The sequence below is a fragment of the Serratia sp. CY82433 genome, assembly GCF_052166535.1.
GTDB lineage: Bacteria > Pseudomonadota > Gammaproteobacteria > Enterobacterales > Enterobacteriaceae > Serratia > Serratia sarumanii.
Genome location: NZ_JBJNOR010000001.1, coordinates 1,096,384 through 1,122,001 on the forward strand (window position 1 = coordinate 1,096,384; position 25,618 = coordinate 1,122,001).

General features: G+C 54.2%; 39 protein-coding genes. 33 read left to right on the plus strand and 6 right to left on the minus strand.

Annotation, left to right across the window (positions count from 1 at the left end):
• Window positions 1-500 precede the first annotated feature (500 nt).
• From ACJ8PI_RS05390 to ACJ8PI_RS05410, 5 genes are all read right to left on the minus strand, one after another.
• Complete coding sequence (locus ACJ8PI_RS05390; protein WP_399574073.1) at window positions 501-809, minus strand: hypothetical protein; 309 nt, start codon at window positions 807-809, stop codon at window positions 501-503.
• Between the two features lie 78 nt (window positions 810-887).
• Window positions 888-2,339 carry an AAA family ATPase gene (locus tag ACJ8PI_RS05395; RefSeq protein WP_399574072.1) on the minus strand — a complete coding sequence of 484 codons (1,452 nt, stop codon included), beginning with the start codon at window positions 2,337-2,339 and terminating at the stop codon, window positions 888-890.
• A gap of 109 nt (window positions 2,340-2,448) precedes the next feature.
• Window positions 2,449-2,643, minus strand: a complete 195-nt coding sequence (locus ACJ8PI_RS05400; RefSeq protein WP_038875821.1) for a hypothetical protein — start codon at window positions 2,641-2,643, stop codon at window positions 2,449-2,451.
• A 138-nt stretch (window positions 2,644-2,781) separates the two neighbouring features.
• Window positions 2,782-2,994 (minus strand): hypothetical protein, encoded by a 213-nt coding sequence (locus ACJ8PI_RS05405; protein WP_399574070.1) that lies wholly within the window; start codon window positions 2,992-2,994, stop codon window positions 2,782-2,784.
• A gap of 325 nt (window positions 2,995-3,319) precedes the next feature.
• On the minus strand, window positions 3,320-3,709 hold the full coding sequence (locus ACJ8PI_RS05410) for a helix-turn-helix domain-containing protein (RefSeq protein ID WP_089185812.1): 390 nt from the start codon (window positions 3,707-3,709) through the stop codon (window positions 3,320-3,322).
• A 124-nt stretch (window positions 3,710-3,833) separates the two neighbouring features.
• On the opposite strand from ACJ8PI_RS05410, the gene ACJ8PI_RS05415 reads away from it, so the two are divergent.
• The 13 genes from ACJ8PI_RS05415 to ACJ8PI_RS05475 all read left to right on the plus strand — a co-directional run bounded on the left by ACJ8PI_RS05415 (window position 3,834) and on the right by ACJ8PI_RS05475 (window position 10,607).
• Window positions 3,834-4,079, plus strand: coding sequence for a transcriptional regulator (locus ACJ8PI_RS05415; RefSeq protein ID WP_072271595.1), 246 nt, complete (start codon window positions 3,834-3,836; stop codon window positions 4,077-4,079).
• A gap of 11 nt (window positions 4,080-4,090) precedes the next feature.
• Window positions 4,091-4,552, plus strand: a complete 462-nt coding sequence (locus tag ACJ8PI_RS05420) for a toxin YdaT family protein (protein WP_399574067.1) — start codon at window positions 4,091-4,093, stop codon at window positions 4,550-4,552.
• A 14-nt stretch (window positions 4,553-4,566) separates the two neighbouring features.
• Window positions 4,567-4,806 (plus strand): hypothetical protein, encoded by a 240-nt coding sequence (locus tag ACJ8PI_RS05425; RefSeq protein ID WP_399574065.1) that lies wholly within the window; start codon window positions 4,567-4,569, stop codon window positions 4,804-4,806.
• 38 nt (window positions 4,807-4,844) lie between these two features.
• Window positions 4,845-5,780, plus strand: coding sequence for a DnaT-like ssDNA-binding domain-containing protein (locus tag ACJ8PI_RS05430; RefSeq protein ID WP_147095332.1), 936 nt, complete (start codon window positions 4,845-4,847; stop codon window positions 5,778-5,780).
• Between the two features lie 28 nt (window positions 5,781-5,808).
• Window positions 5,809-6,267: a replication protein P gene (locus ACJ8PI_RS05435; protein WP_442528082.1), complete on the plus strand. Its 459-nt coding sequence runs from the start codon at window positions 5,809-5,811 to the stop codon at window positions 6,265-6,267.
• Between the two features lie 14 nt (window positions 6,268-6,281).
• Window positions 6,282-6,710: a hypothetical protein gene (locus ACJ8PI_RS05440; RefSeq protein WP_399574061.1), complete on the plus strand. Its 429-nt coding sequence runs from the start codon at window positions 6,282-6,284 to the stop codon at window positions 6,708-6,710.
• Window positions 6,711-6,790: 80 nt separating this feature from the next.
• Entirely contained in the window at window positions 6,791-7,150 is a 360-nt protein-coding gene (locus ACJ8PI_RS05445; protein ID WP_197792281.1) for a helix-turn-helix domain-containing protein, read from the plus strand.
• Between the two features lie 3 nt (window positions 7,151-7,153).
• Window positions 7,154-7,636 (plus strand): ImmA/IrrE family metallo-endopeptidase, encoded by a 483-nt coding sequence (locus tag ACJ8PI_RS05450; RefSeq protein WP_232106096.1) that lies wholly within the window; start codon window positions 7,154-7,156, stop codon window positions 7,634-7,636.
• Between the two features lie 556 nt (window positions 7,637-8,192).
• Window positions 8,193-8,369: a hypothetical protein gene (locus tag ACJ8PI_RS05455; protein WP_015377497.1), complete on the plus strand. Its 177-nt coding sequence runs from the start codon at window positions 8,193-8,195 to the stop codon at window positions 8,367-8,369.
• Window positions 8,370-8,428: 59 nt separating this feature from the next.
• On the plus strand, window positions 8,429-9,025 hold the full coding sequence (locus tag ACJ8PI_RS05460) for a DUF1367 family protein (protein ID WP_399574058.1): 597 nt from the start codon (window positions 8,429-8,431) through the stop codon (window positions 9,023-9,025).
• A complete protein-coding gene (locus tag ACJ8PI_RS05465; protein WP_060447344.1) occupies window positions 9,022-9,306 on the plus strand; it encodes a DUF1364 domain-containing protein in 285 nt (94 codons plus the stop codon). The genes ACJ8PI_RS05460 and ACJ8PI_RS05465 overlap by 4 nt, the downstream gene beginning before the upstream one ends.
• On the plus strand, window positions 9,303-9,863 hold the full coding sequence (locus ACJ8PI_RS05470) for a DUF1133 family protein (RefSeq protein ID WP_198809296.1): 561 nt from the start codon (window positions 9,303-9,305) through the stop codon (window positions 9,861-9,863). The genes ACJ8PI_RS05465 and ACJ8PI_RS05470 overlap by 4 nt, the downstream gene beginning before the upstream one ends.
• A gap of 189 nt (window positions 9,864-10,052) precedes the next feature.
• Entirely contained in the window at window positions 10,053-10,607 is a 555-nt protein-coding gene (locus ACJ8PI_RS05475) for a hypothetical protein (protein ID WP_282995060.1), read from the plus strand.
• A gap of 237 nt (window positions 10,608-10,844) precedes the next feature.
• Here ACJ8PI_RS05475 and ACJ8PI_RS05480 read toward each other — a convergent pair whose 3' ends face one another.
• Entirely contained in the window at window positions 10,845-11,288 is a 444-nt protein-coding gene (locus tag ACJ8PI_RS05480) for an ECs1072 family phage-associated protein (RefSeq protein WP_198809294.1), read from the minus strand.
• A gap of 548 nt (window positions 11,289-11,836) precedes the next feature.
• On the opposite strand from ACJ8PI_RS05480, the gene ACJ8PI_RS05485 reads away from it, so the two are divergent.
• From ACJ8PI_RS05485 to ACJ8PI_RS05580, 20 genes are all read left to right on the plus strand, one after another.
• Window positions 11,837-12,064: an HP1 family phage holin gene (locus ACJ8PI_RS05485; protein ID WP_060424656.1), complete on the plus strand. Its 228-nt coding sequence runs from the start codon at window positions 11,837-11,839 to the stop codon at window positions 12,062-12,064.
• A gap of 4 nt (window positions 12,065-12,068) precedes the next feature.
• A complete protein-coding gene (locus tag ACJ8PI_RS05490) occupies window positions 12,069-12,563 on the plus strand; it encodes a lysozyme (protein ID WP_399574054.1) in 495 nt (164 codons plus the stop codon).
• Window positions 12,560-12,946 (plus strand): hypothetical protein, encoded by a 387-nt coding sequence (locus ACJ8PI_RS05495; RefSeq protein ID WP_399574052.1) that lies wholly within the window; start codon window positions 12,560-12,562, stop codon window positions 12,944-12,946. The genes ACJ8PI_RS05490 and ACJ8PI_RS05495 overlap by 4 nt, the downstream gene beginning before the upstream one ends.
• Entirely contained in the window at window positions 12,849-13,100 is a 252-nt protein-coding gene (gene lysC, locus ACJ8PI_RS05500) for an Rz1-like lysis system protein LysC (RefSeq protein ID WP_440502608.1), read from the plus strand. The genes ACJ8PI_RS05495 and lysC overlap by 98 nt, the downstream gene beginning before the upstream one ends.
• 247 nt (window positions 13,101-13,347) lie before the next feature.
• The gene (locus tag ACJ8PI_RS05505; protein ID WP_442528083.1) at window positions 13,348-14,040 is read left to right on the plus strand and encodes a DUF4145 domain-containing protein; all 693 of its coding nucleotides are present in this window, start codon (window positions 13,348-13,350) and stop codon (window positions 14,038-14,040) included.
• A 141-nt stretch (window positions 14,041-14,181) separates the two neighbouring features.
• Window positions 14,182-14,913 carry a terminase small subunit gene (locus tag ACJ8PI_RS05510; protein ID WP_127146212.1) on the plus strand — a complete coding sequence of 244 codons (732 nt, stop codon included), beginning with the start codon at window positions 14,182-14,184 and terminating at the stop codon, window positions 14,911-14,913.
• Window positions 14,914-14,984: 71 nt separating this feature from the next.
• Window positions 14,985-16,160 (plus strand): PBSX family phage terminase large subunit, encoded by a 1,176-nt coding sequence (locus ACJ8PI_RS05515; protein ID WP_080437610.1) that lies wholly within the window; start codon window positions 14,985-14,987, stop codon window positions 16,158-16,160.
• On the plus strand, window positions 16,157-17,620 hold the full coding sequence (locus tag ACJ8PI_RS05520) for a DUF1073 domain-containing protein (RefSeq protein WP_399573655.1): 1,464 nt from the start codon (window positions 16,157-16,159) through the stop codon (window positions 17,618-17,620). Before ACJ8PI_RS05515 ends, ACJ8PI_RS05520 begins: the two co-directional genes overlap by 4 nt.
• Entirely contained in the window at window positions 17,577-18,230 is a 654-nt protein-coding gene (locus ACJ8PI_RS05525) for a phage head morphogenesis protein (protein WP_399573657.1), read from the plus strand. The genes ACJ8PI_RS05520 and ACJ8PI_RS05525 overlap by 44 nt, the downstream gene beginning before the upstream one ends.
• Window positions 18,231-18,233: 3 nt before the next feature.
• Window positions 18,234-19,457 carry a DUF2213 domain-containing protein gene (locus tag ACJ8PI_RS05530; protein ID WP_079451393.1) on the plus strand — a complete coding sequence of 408 codons (1,224 nt, stop codon included), beginning with the start codon at window positions 18,234-18,236 and terminating at the stop codon, window positions 19,455-19,457.
• 11 nt (window positions 19,458-19,468) lie between these two features.
• Window positions 19,469-19,960 carry a structural cement protein Gp24 gene (locus ACJ8PI_RS05535; RefSeq protein ID WP_060437628.1) on the plus strand — a complete coding sequence of 164 codons (492 nt, stop codon included), beginning with the start codon at window positions 19,469-19,471 and terminating at the stop codon, window positions 19,958-19,960.
• Between the two features lie 14 nt (window positions 19,961-19,974).
• Window positions 19,975-20,919: a DUF2184 domain-containing protein gene (locus ACJ8PI_RS05540; RefSeq protein WP_079451392.1), complete on the plus strand. Its 945-nt coding sequence runs from the start codon at window positions 19,975-19,977 to the stop codon at window positions 20,917-20,919.
• Window positions 20,920-20,953: 34 nt separating this feature from the next.
• The gene (locus ACJ8PI_RS05545; protein ID WP_399573660.1) at window positions 20,954-21,346 is read left to right on the plus strand and encodes an STY1053 family phage-associated protein; all 393 of its coding nucleotides are present in this window, start codon (window positions 20,954-20,956) and stop codon (window positions 21,344-21,346) included.
• The gene (locus ACJ8PI_RS05550; protein ID WP_399573662.1) at window positions 21,333-21,737 is read left to right on the plus strand and encodes a DUF4054 domain-containing protein; all 405 of its coding nucleotides are present in this window, start codon (window positions 21,333-21,335) and stop codon (window positions 21,735-21,737) included. The genes ACJ8PI_RS05545 and ACJ8PI_RS05550 overlap by 14 nt, the downstream gene beginning before the upstream one ends.
• Entirely contained in the window at window positions 21,734-22,297 is a 564-nt protein-coding gene (locus ACJ8PI_RS05555; protein WP_060445571.1) for a hypothetical protein, read from the plus strand. The genes ACJ8PI_RS05550 and ACJ8PI_RS05555 overlap by 4 nt, the downstream gene beginning before the upstream one ends.
• On the plus strand, window positions 22,284-22,673 hold the full coding sequence (locus tag ACJ8PI_RS05560) for a head-tail adaptor (RefSeq protein ID WP_399573664.1): 390 nt from the start codon (window positions 22,284-22,286) through the stop codon (window positions 22,671-22,673). The genes ACJ8PI_RS05555 and ACJ8PI_RS05560 overlap by 14 nt, the downstream gene beginning before the upstream one ends.
• Complete coding sequence (locus ACJ8PI_RS05565; protein WP_015377518.1) at window positions 22,663-23,211, plus strand: phage neck terminator protein; 549 nt, start codon at window positions 22,663-22,665, stop codon at window positions 23,209-23,211. Before ACJ8PI_RS05560 ends, ACJ8PI_RS05565 begins: the two co-directional genes overlap by 11 nt.
• A gap of 2 nt (window positions 23,212-23,213) precedes the next feature.
• Complete coding sequence (locus tag ACJ8PI_RS05570) at window positions 23,214-24,695, plus strand: DUF3383 domain-containing protein (RefSeq protein WP_197771414.1); 1,482 nt, start codon at window positions 23,214-23,216, stop codon at window positions 24,693-24,695.
• A gap of 11 nt (window positions 24,696-24,706) precedes the next feature.
• Window positions 24,707-25,147 (plus strand): phage structural protein, encoded by a 441-nt coding sequence (locus ACJ8PI_RS05575; protein WP_103773937.1) that lies wholly within the window; start codon window positions 24,707-24,709, stop codon window positions 25,145-25,147.
• A 10-nt stretch (window positions 25,148-25,157) separates the two neighbouring features.
• Window positions 25,158-25,586 (plus strand): phage tail assembly chaperone, encoded by a 429-nt coding sequence (locus ACJ8PI_RS05580; protein ID WP_103773938.1) that lies wholly within the window; start codon window positions 25,158-25,160, stop codon window positions 25,584-25,586.
• Window positions 25,587-25,618 lie beyond the last annotated feature (32 nt).

Here is a 25,618-nt window from a genome sequence, read left to right on the forward strand (position 1 = left end):
GGTAGAATGCAGGCCGATCGGTGCTGCATCCTCGATGTGGTCATTGGTCATGCCTCGGCTGTTAGGGTTGGTCCCCTGGCAGCCCGTCACCGGGACGTTAAGCCGGTAGACTGGCCCGCCTTGTGCGGGCCTTTTTACTTTTAATCGCAATAACTCATTCGGCAGTGCGGACAATCAATAATGTGGGTGCTCGCTGCCTTTTCTACGGAGATTCCGGAGACAAAGTCGCCGTATTTATTCTCAACTGGAACATAAACATCTTTGTTGCAACGGTAACAAACCCCATCAATTGGCGAGAAATTCGGAAGGCGGTTGTCATTGCAATATTGGCTCTGAGCCTCAATTGCTAATTCAGTATTGAAAGTTTGCATTATATAAACCCTCTATTTTATTTATTGAAATGCACCCTGCGAGTTGACGCCCCGGGAGGGAAACGCATGGCGCATTTCAATATTTGAAAAAGCCCCGCCAGCGATGGCGGGGAAGACTACACACAGCAATTAGTGGGTTGTGCGTTCTGCTGAGCCGCCAAGCATTGCCATCATGAAGGCCAAAAGCATTTTTTTCTCTTCATCGCCAGTAATTAAATGGCCGTCAGTAATATTGTTTGCTTTGCGATAAATTTCTTTTACTGCGCAGTCAGGGCAATCAAATTCACCGAGATCGGTTCCGTCTGCTAAAACTGCACCCACAGGTAATTCATCGTTTTTGGTCTTGGCGATATATCCAATGACATTATCGTTTTCAGATACGGAATGAATACCTGCGTGAATTTTTTCACAAACTAAAGTTGCGCTGGTTACTTTCATGGTCATGCCTCTAAGATTAATTAAATGGGTTGCCGGTTACGTTTCCGGCGCCAGAATATGGCCGTTCCCTGGTGTGGCTTAATTCACAACGCGGTCGTGCAGTTCTTCAACGCGCTTGCTCATGGCGCCCAATTGCTCCTTGGTGCCGTTCAGGGCATGAGACAGGGCATGACCCATCACCTCATTGAAGGTTGGCTCTTTGGCCTTCGGTTTGGATTGCTCCGCCAGCAGCTTAATCTGGCTCTGCATGGTTTCGGCGGCGCGCAGAACGGCAGTACCGGACACGTTCTCGACTTTCGTTCCCGGCTCCTGCAGCTGGAGCTGCACCAACTTCGCACGCTTCACTACTTCGGCGATCACTGCCGGTATGGTGCCGGCCAGCAGATCGGCAGCAGGGCGGAGATCTGCGTCGTCCGAAATGGTGTCTTTGCCATACAGGCGGATCAGGCGTTCAACGGCTTCGGCATCCGGCGGCGTCACGTTAATGATGGCGTCCAGTCGGCCCGGGCGGAGCATCGCAGGGTTGATGTTCTCCAGGTGGTTCGTGGTCAACACCGTGATGATGTTGTTGGCTTTGGTGTCGATGCCGTCGAGGATGTTCAAAATGTCATCCATAGCGACGGAGCGCTCGCCGCTGACGGCACGGTCGATGTCTTCGCAGAAAATGACACAGGCCGTTTCCTGATACTGCTTGGCGAACTCAATCGCGTCAGCCAGCTCGTCGGAGCGCGGTACGTACAGATAGGTGACGCCGTTGTCGATTGCCAAACGCGAAGCTACGGTCGCCGCCATCGTTTTACCGGTGCCGTATGGCCCGCCCAGCAGCACGCCGCGTTTTACCGGAATGTCGTTGGCGATGCAGTCGGTAATGCGCTCGATCGGCGTGAAGAGGTTGGTCTCGATCGCTTCGGTCACTTCACGGGAATAAACCAGCATGTCGCGGCTAATGGACGACGTGTCCAAGAACTTCGGCTCTGGCATTTCGATCAGGTCGCCGTCGTCATCGCGGAAGCGAATTTTGATGGCCTTACCGGCGTAGATGGAGCCGCGCTTAAGGATGTTGGCAATATCGTCAAACAGCTCTTTGATGACGCTTTCGTCCTTACGTTGAATTTTTGCGGCTGTGACAAAGCAGATGCGGCCGTCTTTGCGATCAGAATCCGTCTGAACGAAACCATCGATGCCAGGCAGGCTGAAACGTCCCCACGGAATTTCTTTGGTTTGGTTCGGCCCGACTTCAATGTTGATCATCGCTGGCGGTTGGCTACCAAAAAACCCCGGAGTGGACTCGGCCGCTGCCCAGCCGAAACGGTTGGTTAATGCCTGCGCCAATGCGTTTGCGCCGTCCCACGGGAACACGTTAAATTCGCGGCGGATGATCACTTTCTCGCTCAGGTAATCGCGGCGGCGCTCCAGCAAATCGATCGCGTCCTGAACGCCCATACCGACTGGAATAGTCAGTTTTTCGCCGTGGTGAACAACTTCGGCAACGTGAACCTGCTTTTCTACTTCATTCAGTGACTTAGACATCATTTATTCCTCTGTGGTTATGTCAGAACACCCCGCTCTGACTTTGGTCATGCCGTGTTTGGTCCTGCTCATTAATTCGGGCATTTTTACTTCTGCTTCAGGTGGTGCTTTAGTGCGTGCCGGCTGGCTCGAATTCCGGCGGGATCCGCAGGGATTCAAAAGGGCGCTTGATGGCCCGTAGATTGCCGACTGGTTCGAACCAGTAGCGGCCGCGGATGTAATCGAACGATGCTACCCACGGCGCGCCGGTGCGCGTGTTGCGGAGGCTGACGGCCTTGCCGCTGTTTGGGACGATCTTGGTCATGGTCACGCCTCCCTAAATCAGTACTGCAGTAGTGATGACGCTGGCCCAAAAAACGAGGCAGGCGCCGACAACAATCAAAAACCAGAAACCTCTGTCGCTCATGATTGCCTCAGTGCGCCCCGTAGGGCGCGGTGGGTGTTAGAACGTTAAGTTGCGAATCAGAGGCGCTGCCGTTGAACCGCCGCTCATCTGCACGCGAACACGGCTTACTGACGTCTTGGTGCGTTCTTCTCCGGTGTAGCTATTGAATGTGCATGGCCCCAGCACCAGGCGGGAAACTCCGCGAAGAATTACGGTTTCACCGGCTTTTGGATGCTTGCGATATGCCTTTCGGCGTTGTGCTGCGTTCATCGTGTAACCCTCTGCTGTAGTGGTCTGTTGGTCATGCCTCGGTGCTGTCTTTCCAGCTGTCAGAACGTTTTTCACCTGCTGCGTTAGCGAATCATCCCGGTCTTCGTGCGCCCCGGGCGGCTACTTCGTGGGCTTCCTGCCTGTTCGCTGCTGCTTGATGAGATAAAATCTACAAAATAAATTATCATGCGTCAATCTAAAATTGATAATTAAATTATCATATGATGATTTTATCGGGGTTTCTGTCACGTGGATGAAAGGGGAGAGGCTGGATGCAGGCGAAAAAAAACCGCCTGGAAGGCGGTTTAGTGGTCGACAGGGAGGTTTAGTCGGTAGATGGGTTCTTTCTTCTCTTTAAATATTGCTCAACGAATGAGTCAAGCTCTTTGAGCCTCTCTGAAAAAGCACTGAGCATGTTTTCTTGCTCGCTAGCAGGAAGTTGGTCAAATAAGTCAATAAGCTCTTGATGCTTATCGGTGATCTTCCGTCCTAAGTTGCCGTCGCCAAGCTGTTTCTCTTCTTCCTCTGTTAAGAAAAACCAATACAGAGGCTTGCCCAGGGCTTCTGGGAGCATTTCCAGCTTATCTTTGCGCGGGAAAATCCCTGAACACCAGCCGCTGACGGATTGCGAATTCACGCCAACGCGGCGCCCTAGCTCTGCTTGGGATATTCCAGACTCATCTAGAGCCTGCTGTAGACGTTGTTCGAAGATCATTTCGCCCTCTCATGCCATATAGCACCTCAGTATACAAAATTTGTTTGTAGGTCAGCTACGAACCAATTTTATTGACATTGAAAATTAAATTTGCTGTCATATGAAAAATTAATGAGGAGGCAAGATGGACAAATCGACACAAGCAAAAATCCTAAGCGTGTGCAGCCAGTCGGAGTTAGGGCGCCGTTTGGGTAAAAAATCCCAGACCGTGAGTGCATGGTTCCGAAATGGCGTTGCACGTGCGGAAGTTATCAACGTATGCCGCGCGCTCAATTGGGCCGTTACTCCGCATCAACTGAGGCCGGATATCTATCCAAACCCGCAGGATGCCTTACCACCAGAATTGCAGGATACCAAGCCTGCAGCCTAAGGACATGATTTATGGAAATCAAACACGAGCAGATCCGCGACGCGCTGCGCGGATGGGCCATGGAGGCCACTCAGCGCACGGTCGCGGCAGAAATCACCCGCGCTTACTTCAAGTTGGAAATGCAGGCACCGCAGCTGGCGCAGATCGAACGCGCCGACGGCAGTGTTGATGATGCTGCATGGCACAACAACAAGCAGCAGATTTTTCGCTGGCTCGACAGCGATAGTGCTGGCGCCCGCCAGAAAATCCAGGAACTGCAACCGGCGATCCTTGCAGCACTGCCGGCGGTGCTACGCGCCCGGCTGGTGGCGGGTAACAGCATCGAATACCTGGCAATCCGCGCGCTGAAGGAACACCAGGAGGCGATCGCCGCCGCGCTGCTGCACGCATCACCGGCAGATTTTGAAAGAGAGTGCGACGAGGCAGAGCGCAGCTTCTACGAGCTGCGGCGAGCCTACAGCGCACTGCATTAACCGAGGCATGACCAATGACCATTAATCACGACGATTTCCTGCAGAAGCAGATCACCGCGCAGCTGCGCGAGGCACGGTTCGACGAGACGGTCGCCACGACGTCGGCGGCGGCTGCCGTACAGCACCAGCGCCACAACCCGAACATGAAACTGCCCGACCTGTTTGTCTGGGCGCGAAGTTTTGCAAAGCACTGCCAGCGTTTGAAAGGAAAGCCAGCGCCGCGCGTGTCAGGGCGCCATGTGGGGCGCCAGTAATCTGGTAATGAAATTTAATCTAAGCAAAGGCAGCGCCAATGGCTCGTATTCGTACCGTAAAACCAGAATTTTGGACCGACGAGAAGGTGGTGGAGTGTTCCATCGCAGCCCGATTGCTGTTCATTGGATTGTTCAATTTCGCCAATGATAAGGGCTGTCTGGAGCGTTCGCCTCGGCGTATCAAAATGCAGGTTTTCCCGGCGGATCCGATGGATTGTGAACCGCTAATCCAAGAGCTAATTACTCATGGGTTACTCACTGAATACTCAGTGAATGATGTGCAGTATTTGCACATTTCAGGATTTTTAAAGCACCAAAAAATAAACCGTCCCAGCAAAACAAACATCCCCATGCCTCCTGGATTCAATGAGAACTCAGTGAGCCATCACGGACAAGTCACTGACGGAAAGGAAGGGAAGGGAAAGGATCTAAAAGATAACCCCCTCTCTCTATCGGGAGTGGGCGAAATTTCACCAGATGGACAGGGATCACCGCCGACACCCTGGGAAGACCAAGACGACGAGAACCCATGCGGAAAGTTTCCGATGAGCGCCAACTGGGCGCCGACGGTTGATTTCCAGCGATTGGCGGCGTTGTGGGGCCGAATTATCGACGGCCCGGCGCCGGGATATACCCCGCAGGAGCTGGCGAGCTTCCAGGCGTACTGGAAAGCCGAGGGCAGGGTATTTAACCAGACGCAGTGGGAGCAGAAATTCGCCGACAGCGTGCTCTACGAGCGCCAGGCGGCGGCCAAACGAAAGCAGCATGCAGGAGGTTCAAATGCGACCAGATACACCGCAGCAGCCGCTACCGCTCAGCAGCAGGTCAGGGCCGCACGAAACGCAGAACGGGAGCGACAAGGCTTGGCTCCTCTGGGAGACGATGGCGGGGATCTACGCCAACCGCTGGGTGACCAAAAACGGGGTGGCACCATCCACGATCTGGGGCCAGACGATTTCGAAATTCTCAGATGACCAATTGGCCTACGCCGCGCGCCGGTGCATGGAGCGCTGCAGCGCCGGTAACCATTGGCCGCCTGACCTTGCGGAATTTACTGCGATCGTCGGCGAGTGCACGGCCAACCCGTTCGGCCTGTCGGCGGACGACGTCATGACCGAATACCGCCGCTGGCGCAACGAATCTTGGCGTTTCGACGGCGCAGATAGTTTCGACTGGCGCCATCCGGTGCTGTTCCAGATTTGCCCGGAGCTCCGCCGCGCCGGCGTAGAGCGCAAGCTGGGAAACAACGAACTCGCCGCACTGGCCGGCCGGCTGCTGGCGAAGTGGGCAAAGCAGGTGGAAATGGGATTCTCAATCCCGCCAGTGCGAAAAACAAAAGCGCTGGAGAACAGGCCGCCGGGCGACGCACAAGTCGCTGATACGGACGGACGCTATCAGCGAAAGGGCATGGAAATGCTGGCACGAATCCGCGCCAGCATGGGTAACAACAACGTGAAATAACCGAGGCATGACCAATGACCAGAATCACAACACGGCAGTTTGTCGAACTTATCCAGGGCAAAAATCTCTCGACTGCAGAGATCAGCGCCCTAACGCATGAAAAACATCCAGGGAACAGCATGACACGATCGCAGATCTGCATTCGGCTGAAATCGATGCTCCGGTCGCCAAACGTGAACATGATTCGGACCGGGCAGGGGAACAAGGCGCGCTATCACCTGATAGGTGTGAATGAGCGTTTCTACGAACTGGGTGAAGTTAATTTCCGGCCAGCAGGGAAGAAAACCAGGCCGGACAAAACACTGTGGCATTTCAACCCGGTAGAACTGCGGTTTTGCCACATGCACAAAATGTCTGATCAGGCGCTGGCTAGTGTGCGTGGGCAATATCATCAGCATAAAAAAATTTACCAAAAAGGTTTACAAAAACTCGTCGTGTGGTAAATTGATAACATAGATTTTGGATTAACTAGCAAGTGAGCATTGCGCAGAACTTGCATACTAAAGCAACTGAGGATTCGACTATGGCACTCACTGAATTCGGTAAGGCCGTCAGAAAAGCGAGGATAGATACTGATTGCACACTACTCACGATGTCCAAAGAGTTAGGTGTTACTTCTGCTTTCCTGAGTGGTCTGGAGACCGGCAGTAAAAAGATACCTAAGAAATGGGTTAAGGACATACAGGCTTTCTTCAAAGCCCGTGGACTTGAACTCGAGGATTTACAACAACTGGCAGACGTTTCTAACGAATATGTCTCCCTGGATGGATTGTCTCAGAATCAGCAAATGCTCGTTGCAGGATTTGCGAAATCCCCTCTGACTCCTGATCAGCTAAAGAGGATTGCTGAGCTAATGAAAAACATTAACAATAATGGGGATTAAGGATTGGAGCCATCATCTTATGTGTTACGTGGAAACCGTGTTGCACCAATGAGCATGATAGACGTCAGAAACCACGCAATAAACTTCACTCTCTTTTTCGACCTTAACAAGATGAAAAAGAAGAGAAAATTAGACTTGGTTTTTGAAAAACTCAGTGAGTTTGGGATTGTCTTAAGTATTATTGAAGACAAAACATGGGAGAAAATGACGTACGGGTTAACAACCGGACACTATGATCCAAACACATTGACAATCAGTGTCCCTAATAAGATTTACGAATTAGCTTGTGAAGGAGAGAGGGAAGCATTGTTTGTGCTTTTTCATGAGCTAGGGCATTTGGTTCTGGGGCATAGGGCTGTACTGCACAACTCGAAGAAGCCCCCTCAAGAAATTGAGGATGCCGAGTGGCAAGCAGATACTTTTGCTGAAGTGGTGTTAAGCGAAATAGGTTTTTACATGAATCAATTAGCTTTTGATTTCTTGTAAAAAAGCCCTGCTGCAAACAGGGCTTCGGGGTCGGCGAGTCTGCAAAACTCACCGGAGTGTATGGAGGCAACCCACCGCTACACTTGGATTTGACAGTCGGAGTATAGTGGTTCTCCCAACAAAGCGCAATCTGTATGGGTTTACAGGTATGCAGGGAATGATGGCTATGGCTATGGGAACCTGTCGCAAATGTGGTAATACGTGTGAAATCATCTTCCGCTACACAACTTGTGTTGACGGTGTGGTGCGTCACGCTAAGAAAGGGAGACCTTTCCCGATTCCACTGTGCGACTGCTCTGCTAAAAAAGCTGCCTGAGGCAGCGCGTTACTTAAAACCTGGCTCTGTGCCGGGTTTTTTTATGCGTAATCCAACTCTTTTTGTCGGTGCGGCTGTGCTGATACAGTTGGCAAGATTCTTAAGTACGACTAACTCTCAAACCCGCTCCGGCGGGTTTTTGTTTTGCTGCACATCATACAATTTACTGTTTATATATACAGTATTTTGGTGTAATAATTAAAGCACGAAGTGAATCCGAGAATGTCGGAGAAAAATATAATGGATGTAAAACAAGATGTTGCTCATATTTTGCCCGAGAATGGTCGGGCGCTGGTTTACATGACCCACGGGGCGATAACTGCGGTTTTACCGCTGAAGGAGAGCCAGATCGTCGCCGATACTGAGCTCATGATTGTGCTGCTCCGACGTATGGGCTACGACGTCCGGAGAAAGTGATATAATCGTTTCATCAGCCTGAACAGCTGATCACCTGCTGCGCCACCACGGAGACTAAAATGGCGCAGTATTCGTTTTACAAATCCCAAGGCGGGATCCTCGTGCCGGCAACGCCCGACACGGTCGATTTCGTCACGAACAAACTCAAGCTGGGGGGGGTTGTCACTGGCGAGTTTAAGCGCGCCCGGAATCCCGGACTGCACCGCAAATTTTTCTCACTCCTGAATCTTGGTTTTGAATACTGGACCCCGACTGGCGGCGCAGTATCAACGTTTGAGCGCAAATTTCTCCGCGGGTATATCAACCGCCTGGCGCGCCATGTTGACGATGCTGGCGTGTTCTATGCGCTGGCGGACGAATACCTAAAGTTGGTGGCCGAGAAGCGCGCCGAACGGCTGACGATTGCAAAATCCTTCCACGCTTTCCGCCGATGGGTGACCGTCGAAGCAGGGCATTATGACCTTTTTGAACTCCCCGACGGTTCGACCCTGCGCGAGCCGCGTTCGATCTCATTCGCAAAAATGGACGACCTCGAATTTAACGACCTTTACCAGGCAGCGCTTAACGCGCTGTGGACCTTCATCTTAAACAAATCCTTCCCAACCATCGCCGAGGCAGAGAACGCCGCGGCTCAGCTTATGGATTATGCAGCATGAGCAAACTGACCGACGAGGCCCGCGGCCGTGATTGCCAAATCAGGATCCCCGGCATCTGTAACCGAAACCCAGAAACAACCGTCGCCGCACATTACCGGCTGGCCGGCACCTGCGGCACGGCAATAAAGCCGGACGACACACAGGCGGCGTGGGCCTGCAGCGCCTGCCACGATGAAATAGACCGCCGTACACGCCTTATCGACGCGAACGATGCTCGACTGATGCACGCCGAAGGCGTCATGCGCACGCAAGAAATTTTGAGAAAGGAAGGAAAGCTATGATCTACCCCGACAACATCGGTAAAGGCGACGGCAAAGAACTGCATTTGCGTGCACTGGAGCGCGTTTGGATACAAGGGCGGCTGAAAATGTGGGGCCGGTGGTCAGGGATGGAAAGTTTCGGCAGGGCCGGCAACATGTTCAACCGACTACTGACGAGCAACAAGGTGACAAAAGCGGCGATCACCCAGGCGCTCAATCAGTTGAAAAAGGCGGGATGTGAGCAGGAAGAATTACGCCAGTACCTGCTCGACATTCTGGAGGGGAAGCAAAAAAGCAGCCTGGCATTTTGCACTGATTCTGAGGCGGCGATTATGGATCGGGTGATCGGTGCCGTTCTGCTGGATTACCCAGGGCTGAAATTTATCATTCAGCAGCGCTATATCGGGAAAGGAAAAAGCCTGAAGGAGATGGCTGCAGATCTGCATGATTGTCGCCCTGATTGGAGCATGCGCACCTGCGAGACGCGCGTCGCGGTGTGGGTGAAAACGGCCGAATTCTTGCTTTACAGTCCGATGAGTGAGGCATTTGAGGTGAATAGTGAGCGATTTTATCGTTGACTTTGCGCGGAAAATGGTTAAATTGAGATAAGCTTCGCGAAGTAGTACCCGCAGCGACAAATTCAAAAGAAACCCGCCATCGTGCGGGTTTTTTTATTGTGAGATTTATAGGGTTTTGTAAAAATTTATAGATTTTAGCCTATGTACATATGTATCCTATTAATCCCTGAAATTAATAGGTAACCGCGTATGCATATGTTAAACGGGTTTGATGGTTTGTTTCACCTTCATGAACCAACAACACCTACAATTATGAGTGCAAATGTATCCAGGCTTTTAAAAAAAATCTTTCCAACTTCATCTGTTTCAGGTAGCTATTTCAGATTAACATTACCGAAATCTTTTTCCCCTTTGGCGGGTGAGTGCTATTACAATGTAGCCAAAATGATTAGGGATAATGGTGGGGGAGAGCCGGTTTTAGGCTGGATGATATGGGAAAGCTCAACCCTGATTGAGGGGGAGGCGCATTGTCTTTATAAATCACCTGAGGGTGAGATCTTAGACATCACTCCAAGGGTGTCAGGCGAGGAAACAATATTTTTTGTTCCCGACTCGAGAGTCCATCCATCTTTAGAACATATCTCCGGCACTAAATTTAAGATGTATCAGAACACGAACCCTAAGCTGGCTAATAATTATGAAAGATTTGAGCCATCGCAACGGGTAGAGCTTGATTTCGATCAGTCTGAGATTCGTGTGATAAAGCTAGTCGATTACCAAGACAGTTTTTTATTTGAAAAATAACTAGCGCGTTTTATTTAGAATATAAAGGCCACGTTAAATGTGGCCTTTTTGTTTGCTAGGAGCTATTGATGGACAAGAACGAACCATATTTTTTCAATCCCGACTTAAGTAGTGAGCAGCTTGAGGATTGGTTAAATCAGCAGAGGCTGTATGTAGCACACTACAACCAGTTGAAAAGTGAGAAAGCTGCTTTAGTGAAGCAGCTCTCAGAGGTTGATACTGCGTTGGAATACTATGCTAATTTAGTGACGCCAGGTGAATTAAGTTTTCCGTGGGATCCCAGTCCTCTTCTAAGAACTCATCAAAAGTAAAGGCCACCCTAGGCAAACTAAGCGATTCCATAAACTCTCGTATATCCTCGGGCAATTTATCAATGCGTAGTTCGTCTTGAATCACAAATAGACAATCGGCCAAAGACAGCTCTCGAATTTCTTCCGGCTTCCAGGCTGTTTTTGTGAAGATTAAATGGTATAGAGCATTTTTGCCTTTAAGCGGTTCAAAAATGGTGGCAAATTTTTTCCGGTGCTCATTTAGCACGATTTCAAGTGTGAATACTTGTGCCGAGCGATTCTTAATGCGGTTGTCTTGCTCACTGCCATTGTAATATGCCGAGTGATTGAGATTCCGATTTTGGCAGACCCTTGCCTTGATAACGTGCCACAGAGTGTGAACTGCACTCATAATGCATCCTTCTTGGTTGTGTGAGAACTCCAAGATACCACTGACGCCTGAGGTGGAAAAATAACAGGCGAATAATTCAGAATGTGCGCTTGTTATGGCAATAGCGGACAGATTGTTATGGGTGGGCCAATAAGAAAATTAAACAACAAGACGCTCCCTATGGCGATTGCTGCCGCCAAGTCATTGCTCATGGTCCGTTCCCCGATACAAAATTTGGTGTAAATGTGAACTCTATTGGTTCGATTTTCCTTGATAGCGCAGAATGGCTTTTCGATTAAAAAGCCCGCGAGTGCGGGCATGAGAAGCCATTCCGGTGTTTTAAGTGTTACAAGGAGTTCATGAGGGATTAGTTACCCTTAATGACAGTTTTAACTTAGGATTATTCTATTTTGTGTGCAATCGAAAGTTATGCGTAAGTTGCAACTTTAAGATAAAACTCAATAAATCCTGATGCCATTTCCAATTCAAAAAATCTTATGAAGACCACCTTTGGGTGGTTTTTCGTTTCTATAACCCGGTACCGGGACAGATCCCCGGAAGGGGGAGGTATGAAGATGGACAAATACAGCTCCCAGCTCTCGTACTGGGTTGCTTCACTGTTGGCCGCAGCTGGCGCCATGACATTGCAAGATTGGGCTGTATTAGTGGGGATCCTCGTTGCCGTTTTTACGGCGGGGGTGAACTGGTATTACAAACGCAAATTGGTCAACAAACTCACAGCCGTCGGTTATGACAAAGAGCGAGCAAAAGCAGCCTATAAAGCGATGAGCGAGTGATGCCATGAACTCACAATTGAGAAATAAAATCGTCGCTGCCATAACCGGTGGCGGCGGGTCGATTGTGATCGCCACTGCAATGCTCGGCGGCCACGATGGGTTAGAGGGGCGGCGGTATGTGGCCTATCGCGACGTCGTCGGCGTTCTGACGGTCTGCGATGGACATACCGGCGCCGATATTATCCTCGGCAAGCGATACAGCGACGCAGAATGCGATGCGCTGTTGAAATCTGACCTGCAGAAAGTCGCACGGATTGTCGATCCGGCGATCAAGGTGAAAACCACGGAAACCCAGCGCGCCGCTATTTACTCATTCTCGTACAACGTCGGCCCGTATGCGTTTATCGGCTCCACGATGCTGAAAAAATTGAATGCCGGAGACCCGGCTGGCGCGTGCGGTGAACTGAAGCGCTGGAAGTATGCCGGCGGCAAAGAGTGGAAAGGGCTGATCACCCGGCGTGAGGTCGAAAACACCGTCTGCACCTGGGGCCAATCATGAACGGCTGGATGAGCAAGATCGCCGGCGGCAGCCTGGTGCTTCTGTTGCTGGTGGCTATCTTTCTTGGCGGTTACAGCTCGCTGTTGTCGCACCGGTTGCAGTTGGCACGCCAACAGGCTGCAGAGCAGAAAAAGACGCTGGCGCAGCAGGCAGGACTGATCACCACACTGCGCACGGATGACGCCCGTAATCGCGCAATAATGGCCGAACAGCAACGGAGAGAGCAGCAGCTGCGCCAGCAGGGCGAAAACTACCAGAGGAAATATCGTGAAGCAATCCAGAATGATGCCTGCGCTGCTCAGCCTCTGCCTGCCGCTGTGCTTGAGCTCTTGCGCCCGGACACCGGCACAGCCCCCGGCGCCGTTAATCCTCCTTCCCCCTGAATCCGTATTCACTCTATGTGAGCAGCCAGAAATGACCGGCGACACATGGGGCGACGCTGTCAGCTATACGCTGGCACTACAAACCTCACTGAAAATTTGTGCCGGCAGAATTGCCACGCTGAATGCCTGGCGGGCCGGGTTACCGAAAAGGTGAAATTACCTCAGCGCCGAGCCGTCGCCGTTCTCCTGCCTTAGCCACGACCCGGGCTCCTCACGGCAAGCGGCTGGGAGAAATCAAAAACGGTTAATACCCCGCGAGCTAGGGGGCGGTCATAGCGGAAACATCAGCCGTGGTAGAAGAAACGGTGTGACAGCCGGAGAGACGGTAAGCAAATAACTACTTAAAAAATTTTAATATTTAGTGTTAAATTAGGATGTCGCTTATTTACGCAGAGGTAAAAATGGCATCTTGGACTTGTCCATATTGCGGACAGATAGCAACTGATAAGGCAGTGCCTTCAAAAGAGACTTATACGATTTTTCGAGAAGATACTCGATATGGGCCAGTGATTATGCTGACTTCTTTCATAGAGATGTGCCCTAATGACGAGTGTAAAGAGATTGTGGTTTCATCAATTCTCTCGACGTCTAAGGTTATGGATGGACAATGGGTCCCAGATGAGACGTTAGACACTTGGAAGTTGCGGCCTCAAGCAGCAGTGAAGGTATTTCCTGATTATATCCCTAAAGCAATCCTTGATGACTACAAAGAGGCTTCTCTTATTTGTCAGTTATCCCCAAAAGCCTCAGCAACACTAGCGAGACGTTGCCTGCAAGGGATGATCCGAGATTTTTGGGAAGTTAAAGCTGGTAGATTGGTTGATGAAATAGAAGCGATAGAAGACAAAGTTGATAGTGATACTTGGGCGGCTATTGACTCAATCAGGAGCATCGGAAACATTGGTGCACACATGGAAAAAGACATCGACTTAATTGTAGATGTTGAACCTGATGAGGCCGGATTACTTATACAGCTTATTGAAGTCTTGCTCAAAGATTGGTACGTCGAAAGAGAAGAACGCAAGAAAAGAACAAATAAGATTGTTGAGCTGGCTAAAGCAAAACAGGCTGAAAGAAAGGCTGTCAAACACTAGACCCGCTACGGCGGGTTTTTTATTGCCCATCACAGAGCACCTATCCAGGTGCTGCGTAATGCGCAAGCAAAGCCACAGGCGACACCCACCGATCACTCAGATCATGGTTGCCAGTGGCTTTTTTTATTTACGGAGAACGTTATGGCAAAACAGGATTGGGGAGCCATTCAAAAGCTGTTCCTCGCCGAATACGCCAAAACCAAAATCTCCCCGAAAGAATGGTGTGAGGCTAACGGCTACAACTACGCCACCGCACGCCGGCATATAAAAATCCCTGCGCAAGGGAAAGAGAAAAAAGCGCAGAAAAAAATGCGCAGTGCGCAAGATGCGCAAATTCCCGAAAATCCCGCGCCCGTTACACCCGGCGTTTCAGCTGCTGGCGGTGATGAGGAGGGGAAGGGCAAAGAAAGCCCAAGCCTTTTAAAACCACAGCATGAACAATTTGCGCAGAACATTGCGCAGGGCATGCCACAGAAAGAGGCCGCGATTTGCGCAGGCTACGCGCCGACGAATGCCGAATCGCAAGCCTCAATCCTGATGAGCCGGCCGGACGTAAAAGCCCGTGTGCAGGAACTGCGCAATAACGCCGCGCTGTTGGTTTCCTTCAACGCCGGCCACCTGGCGGAGCTGTCGTATAAATCTGCGCAGTTGGCGCTGGCGAATAAAAAATTTGGTCAGGTTGCACCGAACGTGAAAAACGCCGCGCAGCTGACCGGCATCGACATGAGCACGAATAAAACCGAAGTGAATGTCGATCTGGCCGGTTTGAGCTACGGCAAGGTTTGCATCGTGACCCCGGCGAACTGCCCAGCGGACGTGTGGGCTGCTCACATGGAAAAGCTGCGCGAGGGAAAGCCGACGGCCCAGTCATAATTGACGGCGTTCTGTACGCATTCAGCAGTGACTGGGCGACAGATGTCCTTTACGACGCCCCGATCGGTTCCGTGCGCTGGCGCTGGACCTACGGCGGCCGCGGCGGTGGTAAATCGGTAGAGATTGCGCGCGCGCTGGTTATCCTCGGCGCTATCGATCCGATGATCATTCTCTGCGCCCGCGAATTCCAGAACTCAATCAGCGATTCTGTGCTGGCGCTGCTGGAGGCCGAAATTTATGCCCTGGGCCTCAACCATTTCTACACCGTAAAAAATAACGAGATCACCGGGCGCAACGGCACCCGCTTCACGTTCAAAGGGCTGCGCACCAACCTGCAATCCATCAAATCGATGTTTGGCATCAAAATTTGTTGGGTGGAGGAAGCGCAGACCGTTTCCCAGGAGAGCTGGGACACCCTCGGCCCGACGGTGCGTGCCAATAATTCCGAGGTCTGGGTTTCGTACAACCCGCGGGAAGCCACCGACCCGACCTATACCCTGATGAAGCGCCACGAGGTCGATCCACCGGACGGCGGCGTCATCATTCGCCAGGTCAATTATCCCGATAACGCGTTTTTCCCGGACGTGCTCCGGCAGGAAATGGAGTATTGCAAACGCGTTGACTATGAAGCCTACGAGCACATCTGGTTAGGGCTGCCGAAGGCGCTCAGCGAGGCGGTTATTTTCTCCGGGAAATATCGCGTTGAGGCATTTCCTGACGATCTTTATCTGCAGGCTGACCGGCTTTTCTATGGCGCCGACTTCGGCTTCTCGCAAGACCCGTCCACGCTGATCCGCTGCTTCATCATCGGGCGAAAACTCTACATCGAATACGAAGCCTACGGCGTCGGCGTTGAGCTGGACGAAATGCCGCAGTTTTACGATTCGATCCCCGAGGCTCGCAAGTGGCCGATTCATGGCGACTGCAGCCGCCCCGAAACGATCAGCTACATGGCGCGGCAGGGCTTCAATATCGACGGCGCCACGAAATGGGCCGGCAGCGTTGAGGACGGGATCACCTACCTCCGCGGCTTCGAAGAAATCGTCATCCATGAGCGCTGCAAGCACATGATCGACGAGGCCCGGCTTTATTCCTACAAAACAGACCGCCTCACGGGTGAGGTGTTACCGATCGTCCTCGACAAACACAACCACTGCTGGGATGCGGTGCGCTACTCGCTGGACGGTTATATCACCAGCTCCGACGGCCTCGGCACCTGGGCGCAATTGGGTAGACAAGACGCATGAGCCAAAAAAAAGACGGGGTGCGCGCGTGGTTCCGGGACAGTTACCAGAACTTCACGGCGCGCCTGGGGCTTCGCACGCCCAATATGAGCAGCGACGGCACCTATCAGCCGAACTGGACCAGCCGCAACCGCCTGCAGATCGAGAACGCCTACCGTAGTTCCTGGCTGGTGGGCGTGGCCGTGGATGCCGTCGCTGATGACATGACCCGCAAAGGCATCACGATCACCGGCGGTTTGAAGCCTGAAGAAAAATCCAGGCTGGATAACGCATGGGAGGAATTGGCGCTCTGGGATCGCCTGAACGACACGATTAAGTGGGGCCGGCTCTATGGCGGCGCGATCGGCGTCATCTTGATTGACGGGCAGGACATGAGCTCGCCGCTACGCATGGAAACTGTAGGCCCGGGCGCGTTCCGCGGCGTGATGGTCCTCGACCGCTGGATGGTTACCCCGACCACGCAAGACCGCGTTACCGACATGGGGCCTGATTTCGGCACACCAAAATTTTATCAGGTGGTGACGACGGCCACCGGGATCCCTCCGTGGAAAATCCATTACAGCCGCATCATTCGTTTCGATGGCGTCACGTTGCCTTACCAGCAGATGCTGACCGAGAACGATTGGGGGCAATCGGTGGTTGAGCGCATCTTCGATCGTCTGATGGCATTCGATAGCGCCACCACCGGCGCCGCGCAGCTGGTCTACAAAGCGCACCTGCGAACCTACTCGATAAAAGGCCTGCGTTCTGTATTGGGCATGGGGCAGAACACCGCGGCTTACAAAGGGCTGATGGCCCACATGGACATGATCCGTCAGTACCAAAGCATCGAAGGGATGACGGTCATGGATGCCGAGGACGCATTCGCGACCCACAGCTACACGTTCGCCGGCCTGTCCGACGTTCTGGCGCAATTCGGCCAGCAGGTCGCCGGCGCGGTAGGAATTCCACTGGTGCGCCTGTTCGGCCAGTCACCGGCCGGATTCTCCACCGGTGAAACCGACCTCTCCAACTACTACGACAACGTCAGCACACAGCAGGAGCGCCGGCTGCGCCGCCCGCTGCATAAAGTCATGCAGGTGCTGCACATGTCGCTGTTCAGCCGGCCACTGCCCGACGATTTTGCTTTCGAATTTAATCCGCTGTGGCAGATGAGTGAACCCGATCGCGCTGGCGTGGCCGTGAACACGGTTGAAGCGGTGACGAAAGCCGTCGACGCCGGGCTGATGACGCTAAAAGCCGGCGCGCAGCAGTTGAAGGAATCGTCACGGATCACAGGCGTGGGTTCAACAATCACCGACGAGGACATCGAAAATGCGCAGGACATCGACCCGCCGGCGTTCGAGGGCAACGATCTCGACCCAGACGCCGAAGGGGCTACAGCGCCAGTACGCAACGCAGCTACGAAAGATAGCGCAAGTGGTCGGGGACATCGTCTCGACTTCTTACGATGGTTCCGATAATTCCGTCATCCTCATCAACACCCGCCTGACCCGTTACTCCGAACTGATCGCCCCCTGGGCGGAATCCGTTGCCCTGAAAATGTTTGATGCCGTCGCGCGCCGAGAGGCGACACAGTGGCGCCAGATCTCGCAGGAAATTTCTGCCGGGCTGCGTTTTCAGATGGAGAGCACCTCAGTTGGCCAGGTGGCGCGCAATATCGTTGAGGAAAACATCAAGCTGATGAAATCGCTGCCGCTGCATGCGGCTGACCGGGTGAGCGGGATCCACGCCCGAGCCATCGAGGCGATGATCAGCGGCGAGCGCAGTAAAGATTTTGCCGCTGAAATTTTCCGAAGCGGCGATATTGCCTGGTCACGCGCGAAGCTGATCGCCAGGACGGAAATAGGCCGCGCCACGCAGGCGCTGACGCAAGCCCGGGCGACCGCTATTGGCTCCGAGGGTTACATCTGGCGAACGGCACACGACGGCGACGTCAGGCACTCTCACGCCAAAATGGAAGGCAAATTCGTCCGCTGGGGTGACCCGCCGACGCTTGACGGTATGACCGGCCACGCCGGCGCGCTGCCTAACTGCCGCTGTTACTGCGAAGTTGTCATCCCGGAAAAATAACCCATGAAATATTTCTTTAATACCCGGCTCGGTAACACCCGTTACGAGTTAGCCGACGGCTCCCTATTGTGCGAAGCCGTACCGATCGCGCGGGTTGGCTGGCAGGTCTACAACGCCGCAGAACTCGACGAGATCGAGCCTGACAGCGATGGCGAAATTTCCGTTTATCGCTCCCCCGAAGAAGTTTTCCGCCCGGAGACGATCGCCTCATTCGAGGGGATGACGTTCACCGTTTTACACCCTGAGCAAATGGTCAACCCGTCGAACTGGCGGGAGAACGCCCACGGCCACGCGACCAATATCCGCCGCGGCACCGGCGAACAGTCGGATTTGTTGCTGGCGGATCTTGTTGTGAAAAGCAGCGAGGCCATCCAGGCGATTTATCAGGGCGTGGATCAAATCTCCTGCGGGTATGACGCCGAATATCGGCAGACGGCCCCGGGAAAAGCCGAGCAATACGACATTGTCGGCAATCATGTCGCGCTGGTTCCTGCCGGCCGCGCGGGAATCCGCTGTTCAATTGGAGATAGCAGAACAATGGCAACTAAAAAAACGTGGTTTGATTCGCTGCGCCGCGCGCTGAAAACCAAAGATAACGCGGCGATCGAAGAGGCCATGAGTAATGCGCCGGCCGAACTCACCACCGATGATGGCGAGGGCGGGGGTGATTTGCCGAAGGCCATCAACATCAACATCAGCCCGCAATACCCACTCCCGGATAAGGATCCCGAGATGGGCGGCGGCCCGGGCATTACCAAAGACGGCGAGGAGGACGTGCCTGCCTGGGCGCAAGCCATTCTCGCGCGCCTGGATAAATTGGAAGGCGGCGGCACGAACGACGGCGAACCCGGCGACGATGACGACGAAGAGGAAAAGAAAAAGGCCACCACCGACGCCGGCTATCAGCAGGCGGTGATCGCCCGGGCTGAATTGCTGGTTCCGGGGATCAAGCTGCCTGAGGGTGGAAAGCTGGCGACGTTTAAACGCGAAGTGCTCGATGCTGCATTCCGCACGCAAAAAGGCGCACAGATCCTTGTCCCATTGGTCGGCGACAAGCCCGATTTTAAAACCATGCCGAAAGCGTCGCTGGATGCCGCATTTACTGCGGCCAGTGAAATCGCCAAGCGCGCCAACCAGCCCGCAGCCCAACTGCGCACCTTCGACCATCAAAACCGCAACTCACCGGCAGCGCTGAACAAAGCCTTCGCCGAATACTGGAAAAAATAAGGTAAAAGCCGATGACTGCTTACACGTACCGGATGCCTGCGGGCATCGCCGGGGCTGTTTCACGCCCTCATCACCTCACTGCAGAGCCTGTCGCGCTGAATAACGCCAAAGCGTTCGGCGCTTACGGTCTGGCGGGTAAAGACGTAGGCGGCTATTTCGTGCCGCTGGAAGCCGGCGACGCTGTCGGCGTGATCTTGGGCTTCTACATTCGCCCGTACCCAACCACCTCGACGCCTGATCTGGTCCGCCAGGTGGGCACCGATAAAAACCTCACCGGCGACCGCCTGCGCCGCGGCTACATGACCGTGAATGTCGGCGTTGACGCGTCCGGCATCACACCGCGCGCGCCGGTGAATATCCGCATCGCCAACCCGAGCGCGACGAGCCCGCTTGGTGCGCCAGTGGCCGCAGCCGTGGCTGATGAAACCGTCGTCCTGCCGACCGCATTTTTCACCGGCCCCGGTGATGCCGCTGGCAACGTCGAAATCGAATACAACATTTAAGGAAATCGCTGATTATGTCACTTCATACCTTTGACCAGGCGACCGTAGACAGCACTGGCGCATTTCTGATCGGCGAGCTGGAACGGCTCGACCAAGAACTGAATATGCCGCTGGTGGGCTATACGTGGAGCCGTGATATTGAGCTGCGCGAGGACGTGTCGATCGCTGACGACATTTCCAGCTTTACCAACACCGAGCTTGCTGCCTCCGGCACGCCAAACCCGAACGGAAAAAACTGGATCGGCAAGAACTCTACCGAGATCGCGACCGTTAATCTCGACATCAACAAAACCGGTTTCCCGCTGACCCTGTGGGGTATGGAACTTGGCTGGACCGTTGTCGAACTGGCTGCGGCGCAGCAGGTCGGCCGCCCGGTTGATGCCCAGAAATTCGAAGGCATGCAACTGAAGTGGAACATGGACACCGACGAACAGGTTTACCGCGGCGATACGCTGATCGGCGTAAAAGGCCTGGTGAACTACAACGGCGTGTTGACCACCAACGCCCCGAAAGTCTGGTCGGCCTCAGCCGCTGACGAAATTCGTCAGTCGATCAACTCCGTACTGTCGGCCGCCTGGGCAAACTCGGGTTACACGATTTGCCCGCGTGATTTGCTGCTGCCGCCGGATCAATTTGCGCTGCTCTCCAGCATCATCGTGTCGTCTGCCGGTAACCAGTCGCTGCTGACCTACTTGCAGACGAACACCATCGCCTACCACCAGAACGGCGTTCCGCTGAACATCCGAGCCGTGAAATGGCTGAAAGGTGCGGGCGCAGCCGGCAAGGATCGCATGGTGGCCTATACCAACAGCAAAAAGTTCGTGCGATTCCCAATGGTTCCGCTGCAGAACATCCCGATTCAGTATCGCGGCATCTATCAGCTGACAACGTACTACGGCCGCCTAGGCGCCGTTGAGTCCCCATATCGCGAAACTCTGGCTTACGTAGACGGCATCTAAAAACAGCCCCGCAAGGGGCTTATAGGAAAAGCACATGAAGCAATCACTGGTAAAAATCCGCGTACATACGCCATTCACTTTCACGCACCTGAATTATGAGGTGGAGAAGTTCGCTGTTGGTGTGCACTCGGTGGCGCCGGAGGTAGCCGAAAACTGGTTCATCCAGGAATATGCGGAAATTCTCGACGACGGCCAACCAGACAACGCCGGCGCGCCAGCGGAGGTGCTGGTGCAGATCGCCGACCTTCAGAAACAGCTGGCAGAGGAAAAAAGCAAAGTAGCCGACCTGACGACGGAACGTGACGAACGCGATCAGCTCATCGCCGAGCACGTCGCCACTATCGGCAAATGCGATGACACGATCGCCGACCTGCAGAAGCAGCTGGCGGCGGCGCTGACTGAGGGCACGAAAGGTGGCAAAAAATAACCATCTGCCGACCGTCGATAAATTCCGCGAAGATTTCCCGCAGTTCGGCAACGCCGTCACCTTTCCCAACGCTCAAATTCAATTCCGCTTAAATCTGGCTGACCAGCTGCTCGATGAAAACAACTTCGGCGAGGCATTCCCATACCTGGCCGAGCTTTTTGTCGCGCACTACATGGCGCTCCAGGCGGCGGATAACCGGGCGGCGGCGATCGGTGGTGGCGGCGGGGCGAATAGTGGCGTTGTGTCGTCGAAATCGGTCGACAAAGTCAGCGTGAGCTATGACAGCAGCGCCACGATGAACCCGGATGCGGGCTTCTGGAACAACACCCGCTATGGCGCCGAATTCTGGCAGTTGATCCAGATGTTTGGCATGGGAGGGCGGCAGCTATGAAAAGCGGGTTGAAGGTGCGGGCCGATCGGTCGCAGGCCGTTTTTTCTGCGTTGAATGAAATCGCGCGCCGTGACGTTTTGGTCGGGATCCCTGAATCGGCATCAGAACGACAGCCGGAGGATGGCGAAAAGCCCGGGATAGGCAACGCACAGATCGGCTACATCAACGAGAAGGGATCGCCGGCGCAGAACATCCCGGCGCGCCCGCACCTTCAGCCCGGAGTGAAATCGGTGCATGCCGAAACCACCGCGAAAATGAAGGCCGCGGCGCAAGCGGTGTTTGATGGTCGCGTCGGCGCTGCTACTGCGGCGCTGGAGTCGGCCGGCACGATCGCGAGCCAGGCGGTTAAAAGCTACATGACCAGTGCCGATTTTACGCCGCTGTCACCAGCAACGCTAAAAGCCCGGGCGCGCCGCGGGCGCAAAGGTGCGGCTAAAGAATTGCAGAGCCGGGCCGCCGGCAACGCGCCGGACAACGCCAACGCTCGCCCCCTGATCGATGAGGGGCAATACCGGCGCGCGATGACCTACATCGTGAGGGATAAAAATGCCAACTCTTGACGTTACAGATGTGCTTTTCGATCCCGAGTTTTGCGACACCTCCCTGATTGTCACCCGCAACCAGCAGACCGTCGACGATGACGGCTTCGCCACCAACGCCCCGGTAAAAATGCCGTTTGCCGGAGTGGTTACCGTCGATCGGTCGCTCGAAGCGCGGCGCATGATAGCGGGCCAGGTGGTCACCGGTGCAATCCTGGTTGTGACCACTGAGCGGCTCACTGCCGGGCAGACGGCGCGCGACGCGGACATCGTGACATATCAGAACCGTGATTACCGTGTGACCTTTGTCGACCCTTACACGGCCTACGGCGCGGGATTCGTTCAGGCGCATTGTGAGCTGTTGCCGTTCGATGGAGGGATCCCCGTTGAGCAATAACACCAGCACGCAGGCCGGTTACCTGACGCCGATTTCGCCCGGCCCTGATTATGATGAGGCGCTCGAACGTGCGCTAAATCGTTGGGTGCTCGGTATAACCGGGCTGCCGCCGGGCAACGTGCGGCCGCGCTGGACACCCACACAGCCACCATTGATGCCGCCAGATGTGGACTGGTGCGCCGTGGGGATCTCCGGCTTTATCGGTGATGATAATCCAGCGTTTACGCGGCAGAACGACGACAGCGCGGAATTGTGGCGCCACGAGGTGACCGAGTGCCTGGCGTCGTTCTATGGGCCGCATAGCCAGCGTATCGCGTCAATTTTCCGTGATGGTTTAACGCTGTCACAAAATAACGATCAGTTGATCGCCGTCGGCCTGTCGCTTGGCAGCATTGGCGACATCATTCCTTTCCCTGAACTCATCAATAACCAGTGGGTGCGCCGGTATGACATTACCGTCCGCCTGCGCCGCAAAGTTGTTCGCGAATACGGCATCAAGCCGATCGCAGAGGCAACGGTAAAATTCTTCGGAGAATAATCATGGCTCAGCAGGGGTTACCTGTTCGTAACGTAGTCGGCGTTGCGATTAATATGGCCTTGCGCGCGGCGCAGGCTCGAAACTTTGGTTCGTTGCTGATTATCGGGGCATCGCCGGTGATTGACGCCAGCGAGCGCATGCGCGCTTATTCCGGCATTACCGGCGTGCAATCTGACTTCGGCATCCAGGCGCCTGAGGCATTAGCCGCTCAGGTTTACTACTGGCAGCGCCCGCAGCCGATCGATCTGTACGTTGGCCGCTGGGTGAAAGTGGACACTGCCGCCGCGTTGCGCGGGGCAATCCTGAATACTGCGCAGCAGGCGATGACCAATTTCACAACCGTGACCGATGGCGCGATGAAAATCAGCGTCGATGGAACGGTCAAAACTGTATCCGGCGTTGACCTGTCGGCAGAGACCAACCTGAACGGCGTCGCCGCGCGTGTGGCTGAAAAGCTGACTGCGGCGAATGTCGTCTGGGATGCGAACAACGCGCGGTTTGTCGTGAGCTCGAAAACCACCGGCGAGGCGTCCGCAGTCGGCTTCGCTACGCCAAACGCCACGGGAACCGATATTTCCGCGCTGATGGGCATTCTTGAAGGCACCGGTGCGAAAATTATCGCGCGCCAGCCGGCGGAAACCATCACTGAATGCGTCGCGAAATTTATCGACCTGTCGTCGAAATGGTATGGCCTGTATATCGCCGAGACGATTTCTGATGATGACGTGCTTGCAGTTGCCGGCCTGATCCAATCCGATGATGTTTCCCGCATTTACGCCCACACCACGCAAAATACCGCCGTGCTCGATGCGGACAACAACACCGACATTGCCAGCCGGCTGAAAGCCGCGGCGTTCGGTACAACCTGTGTCCAGTATTCCAGCCAGAGCCCTTACGCCGCGGTGTCGATTCTGGGCCGTGCCTTTACGGTCAATTTCGCCGGCTGGCGCACCACGATCACCATCAAATTTAAGCAAGAGCCGGGGATTGTAGCGGAAACGCTGACACAAACCCAGGCGCTGACCCTGCAGCAGAAAAACTGCAACGTGTTCGTCAATTACGACAACGACACGGCAATCCTGCAAGAAGGCGTGATGTGTAACGCTGATTTCTTTGACGAGCGCCACGGCCTGGACTGGCTACAGAACTACGTTCAGACCAACTACTACAACCGCCTCTATACCAGCTCGACAAAGGTTCCTCAGACCGATGAGGGCATTACCGATCTGTTGACCAACGTCGAAGCATCGCTGGCGCAGGGCGCTGAAAACGGCCTGATTGCGCCAGGCGTGTGGGGGGGCGACGGTTTCGGCGCGCTGAATACCGGCGACACGCTGACAAAGGGGTATTACGTCTACTCCCCGCCGATTGCACAGCAGGCGCAAGCGGAGCGCGAAGCCCGCAAAGCCCCGGTGATGCAGGTGGCAATCAAACTGGCCGGCGCCGTGCACTTCGGCGACGTCATCATCAACGTTAACCGCTAAGGAGCCGGGGAATGCCTACTTATAGCTTTTTGGATGTGTCCGCCAATATCACCGGCATCGGCGGTTCGATTGACCTCGGCAACGGTGCAGCGACGTCTGACGAAGGGATCGTCGTTGCAATGGGCGGCGACAAAAACACGATGGTGACCGGCGCCGATGGTGAGGGGATGCACAGCCTGCACGCCGACAAATCGGGGACGATCACCGTCAACCTACTCAAAACCAGCCCGACGAACGCCAAGCTGTCGGTGATGTATAACGCGCAGTCGCTGTCATCTGCGACCTGGGGCAACAACGTCATCGTGATCCGCAACAAATCCAGCAACGACGTGGCCACGGCGCGCGGCGTCGCGTTCAAGAAATTGCCGGATTGGCAGAACGCCAAAGACGGTAACACCGTCGCCTGGGTGTTCGACTGCATCAAGATCGACCAACTGCTCGGCACGTTTTAAGGGGTAATGCATGGAATTTGAAATTAAGGGCCAAAAATACCGCGCGGCCAAACTGAATGTTTTCGAGCAGTTGAAAGTTTCCCGGAAGCTGCTGCCGCTGCTGTCCGGCCTGCTGGGGGAAATTAAGGTGTTGCGCCAGCTGAAAACCGGGCAGATTTCGATTGAGGATGCGCTCAAAGTGGCGCTACCGGTGATCGCCCAAACGCTGGCAGACATCAGCGACGATGACAGCAACGCGATTATTCATCCCTGCCTGGCGGTGGTGTCACGCCAGAATGGCACCGTCTACACGTCGATCTTTACCAGCGGTCAACTGATGTTCGATGACATCGACATGATGGACATGCTGCAAATCGTCGCGCGCGTGGTCGGGGACTCGTTGGGAAATTTTTTGCCCGCACTCCCCGACAGCGAGACGAAAGACCAGCCGCCGGCCTGACGCTGGACGTCCTGCCGGGCGGAGAGGATTAC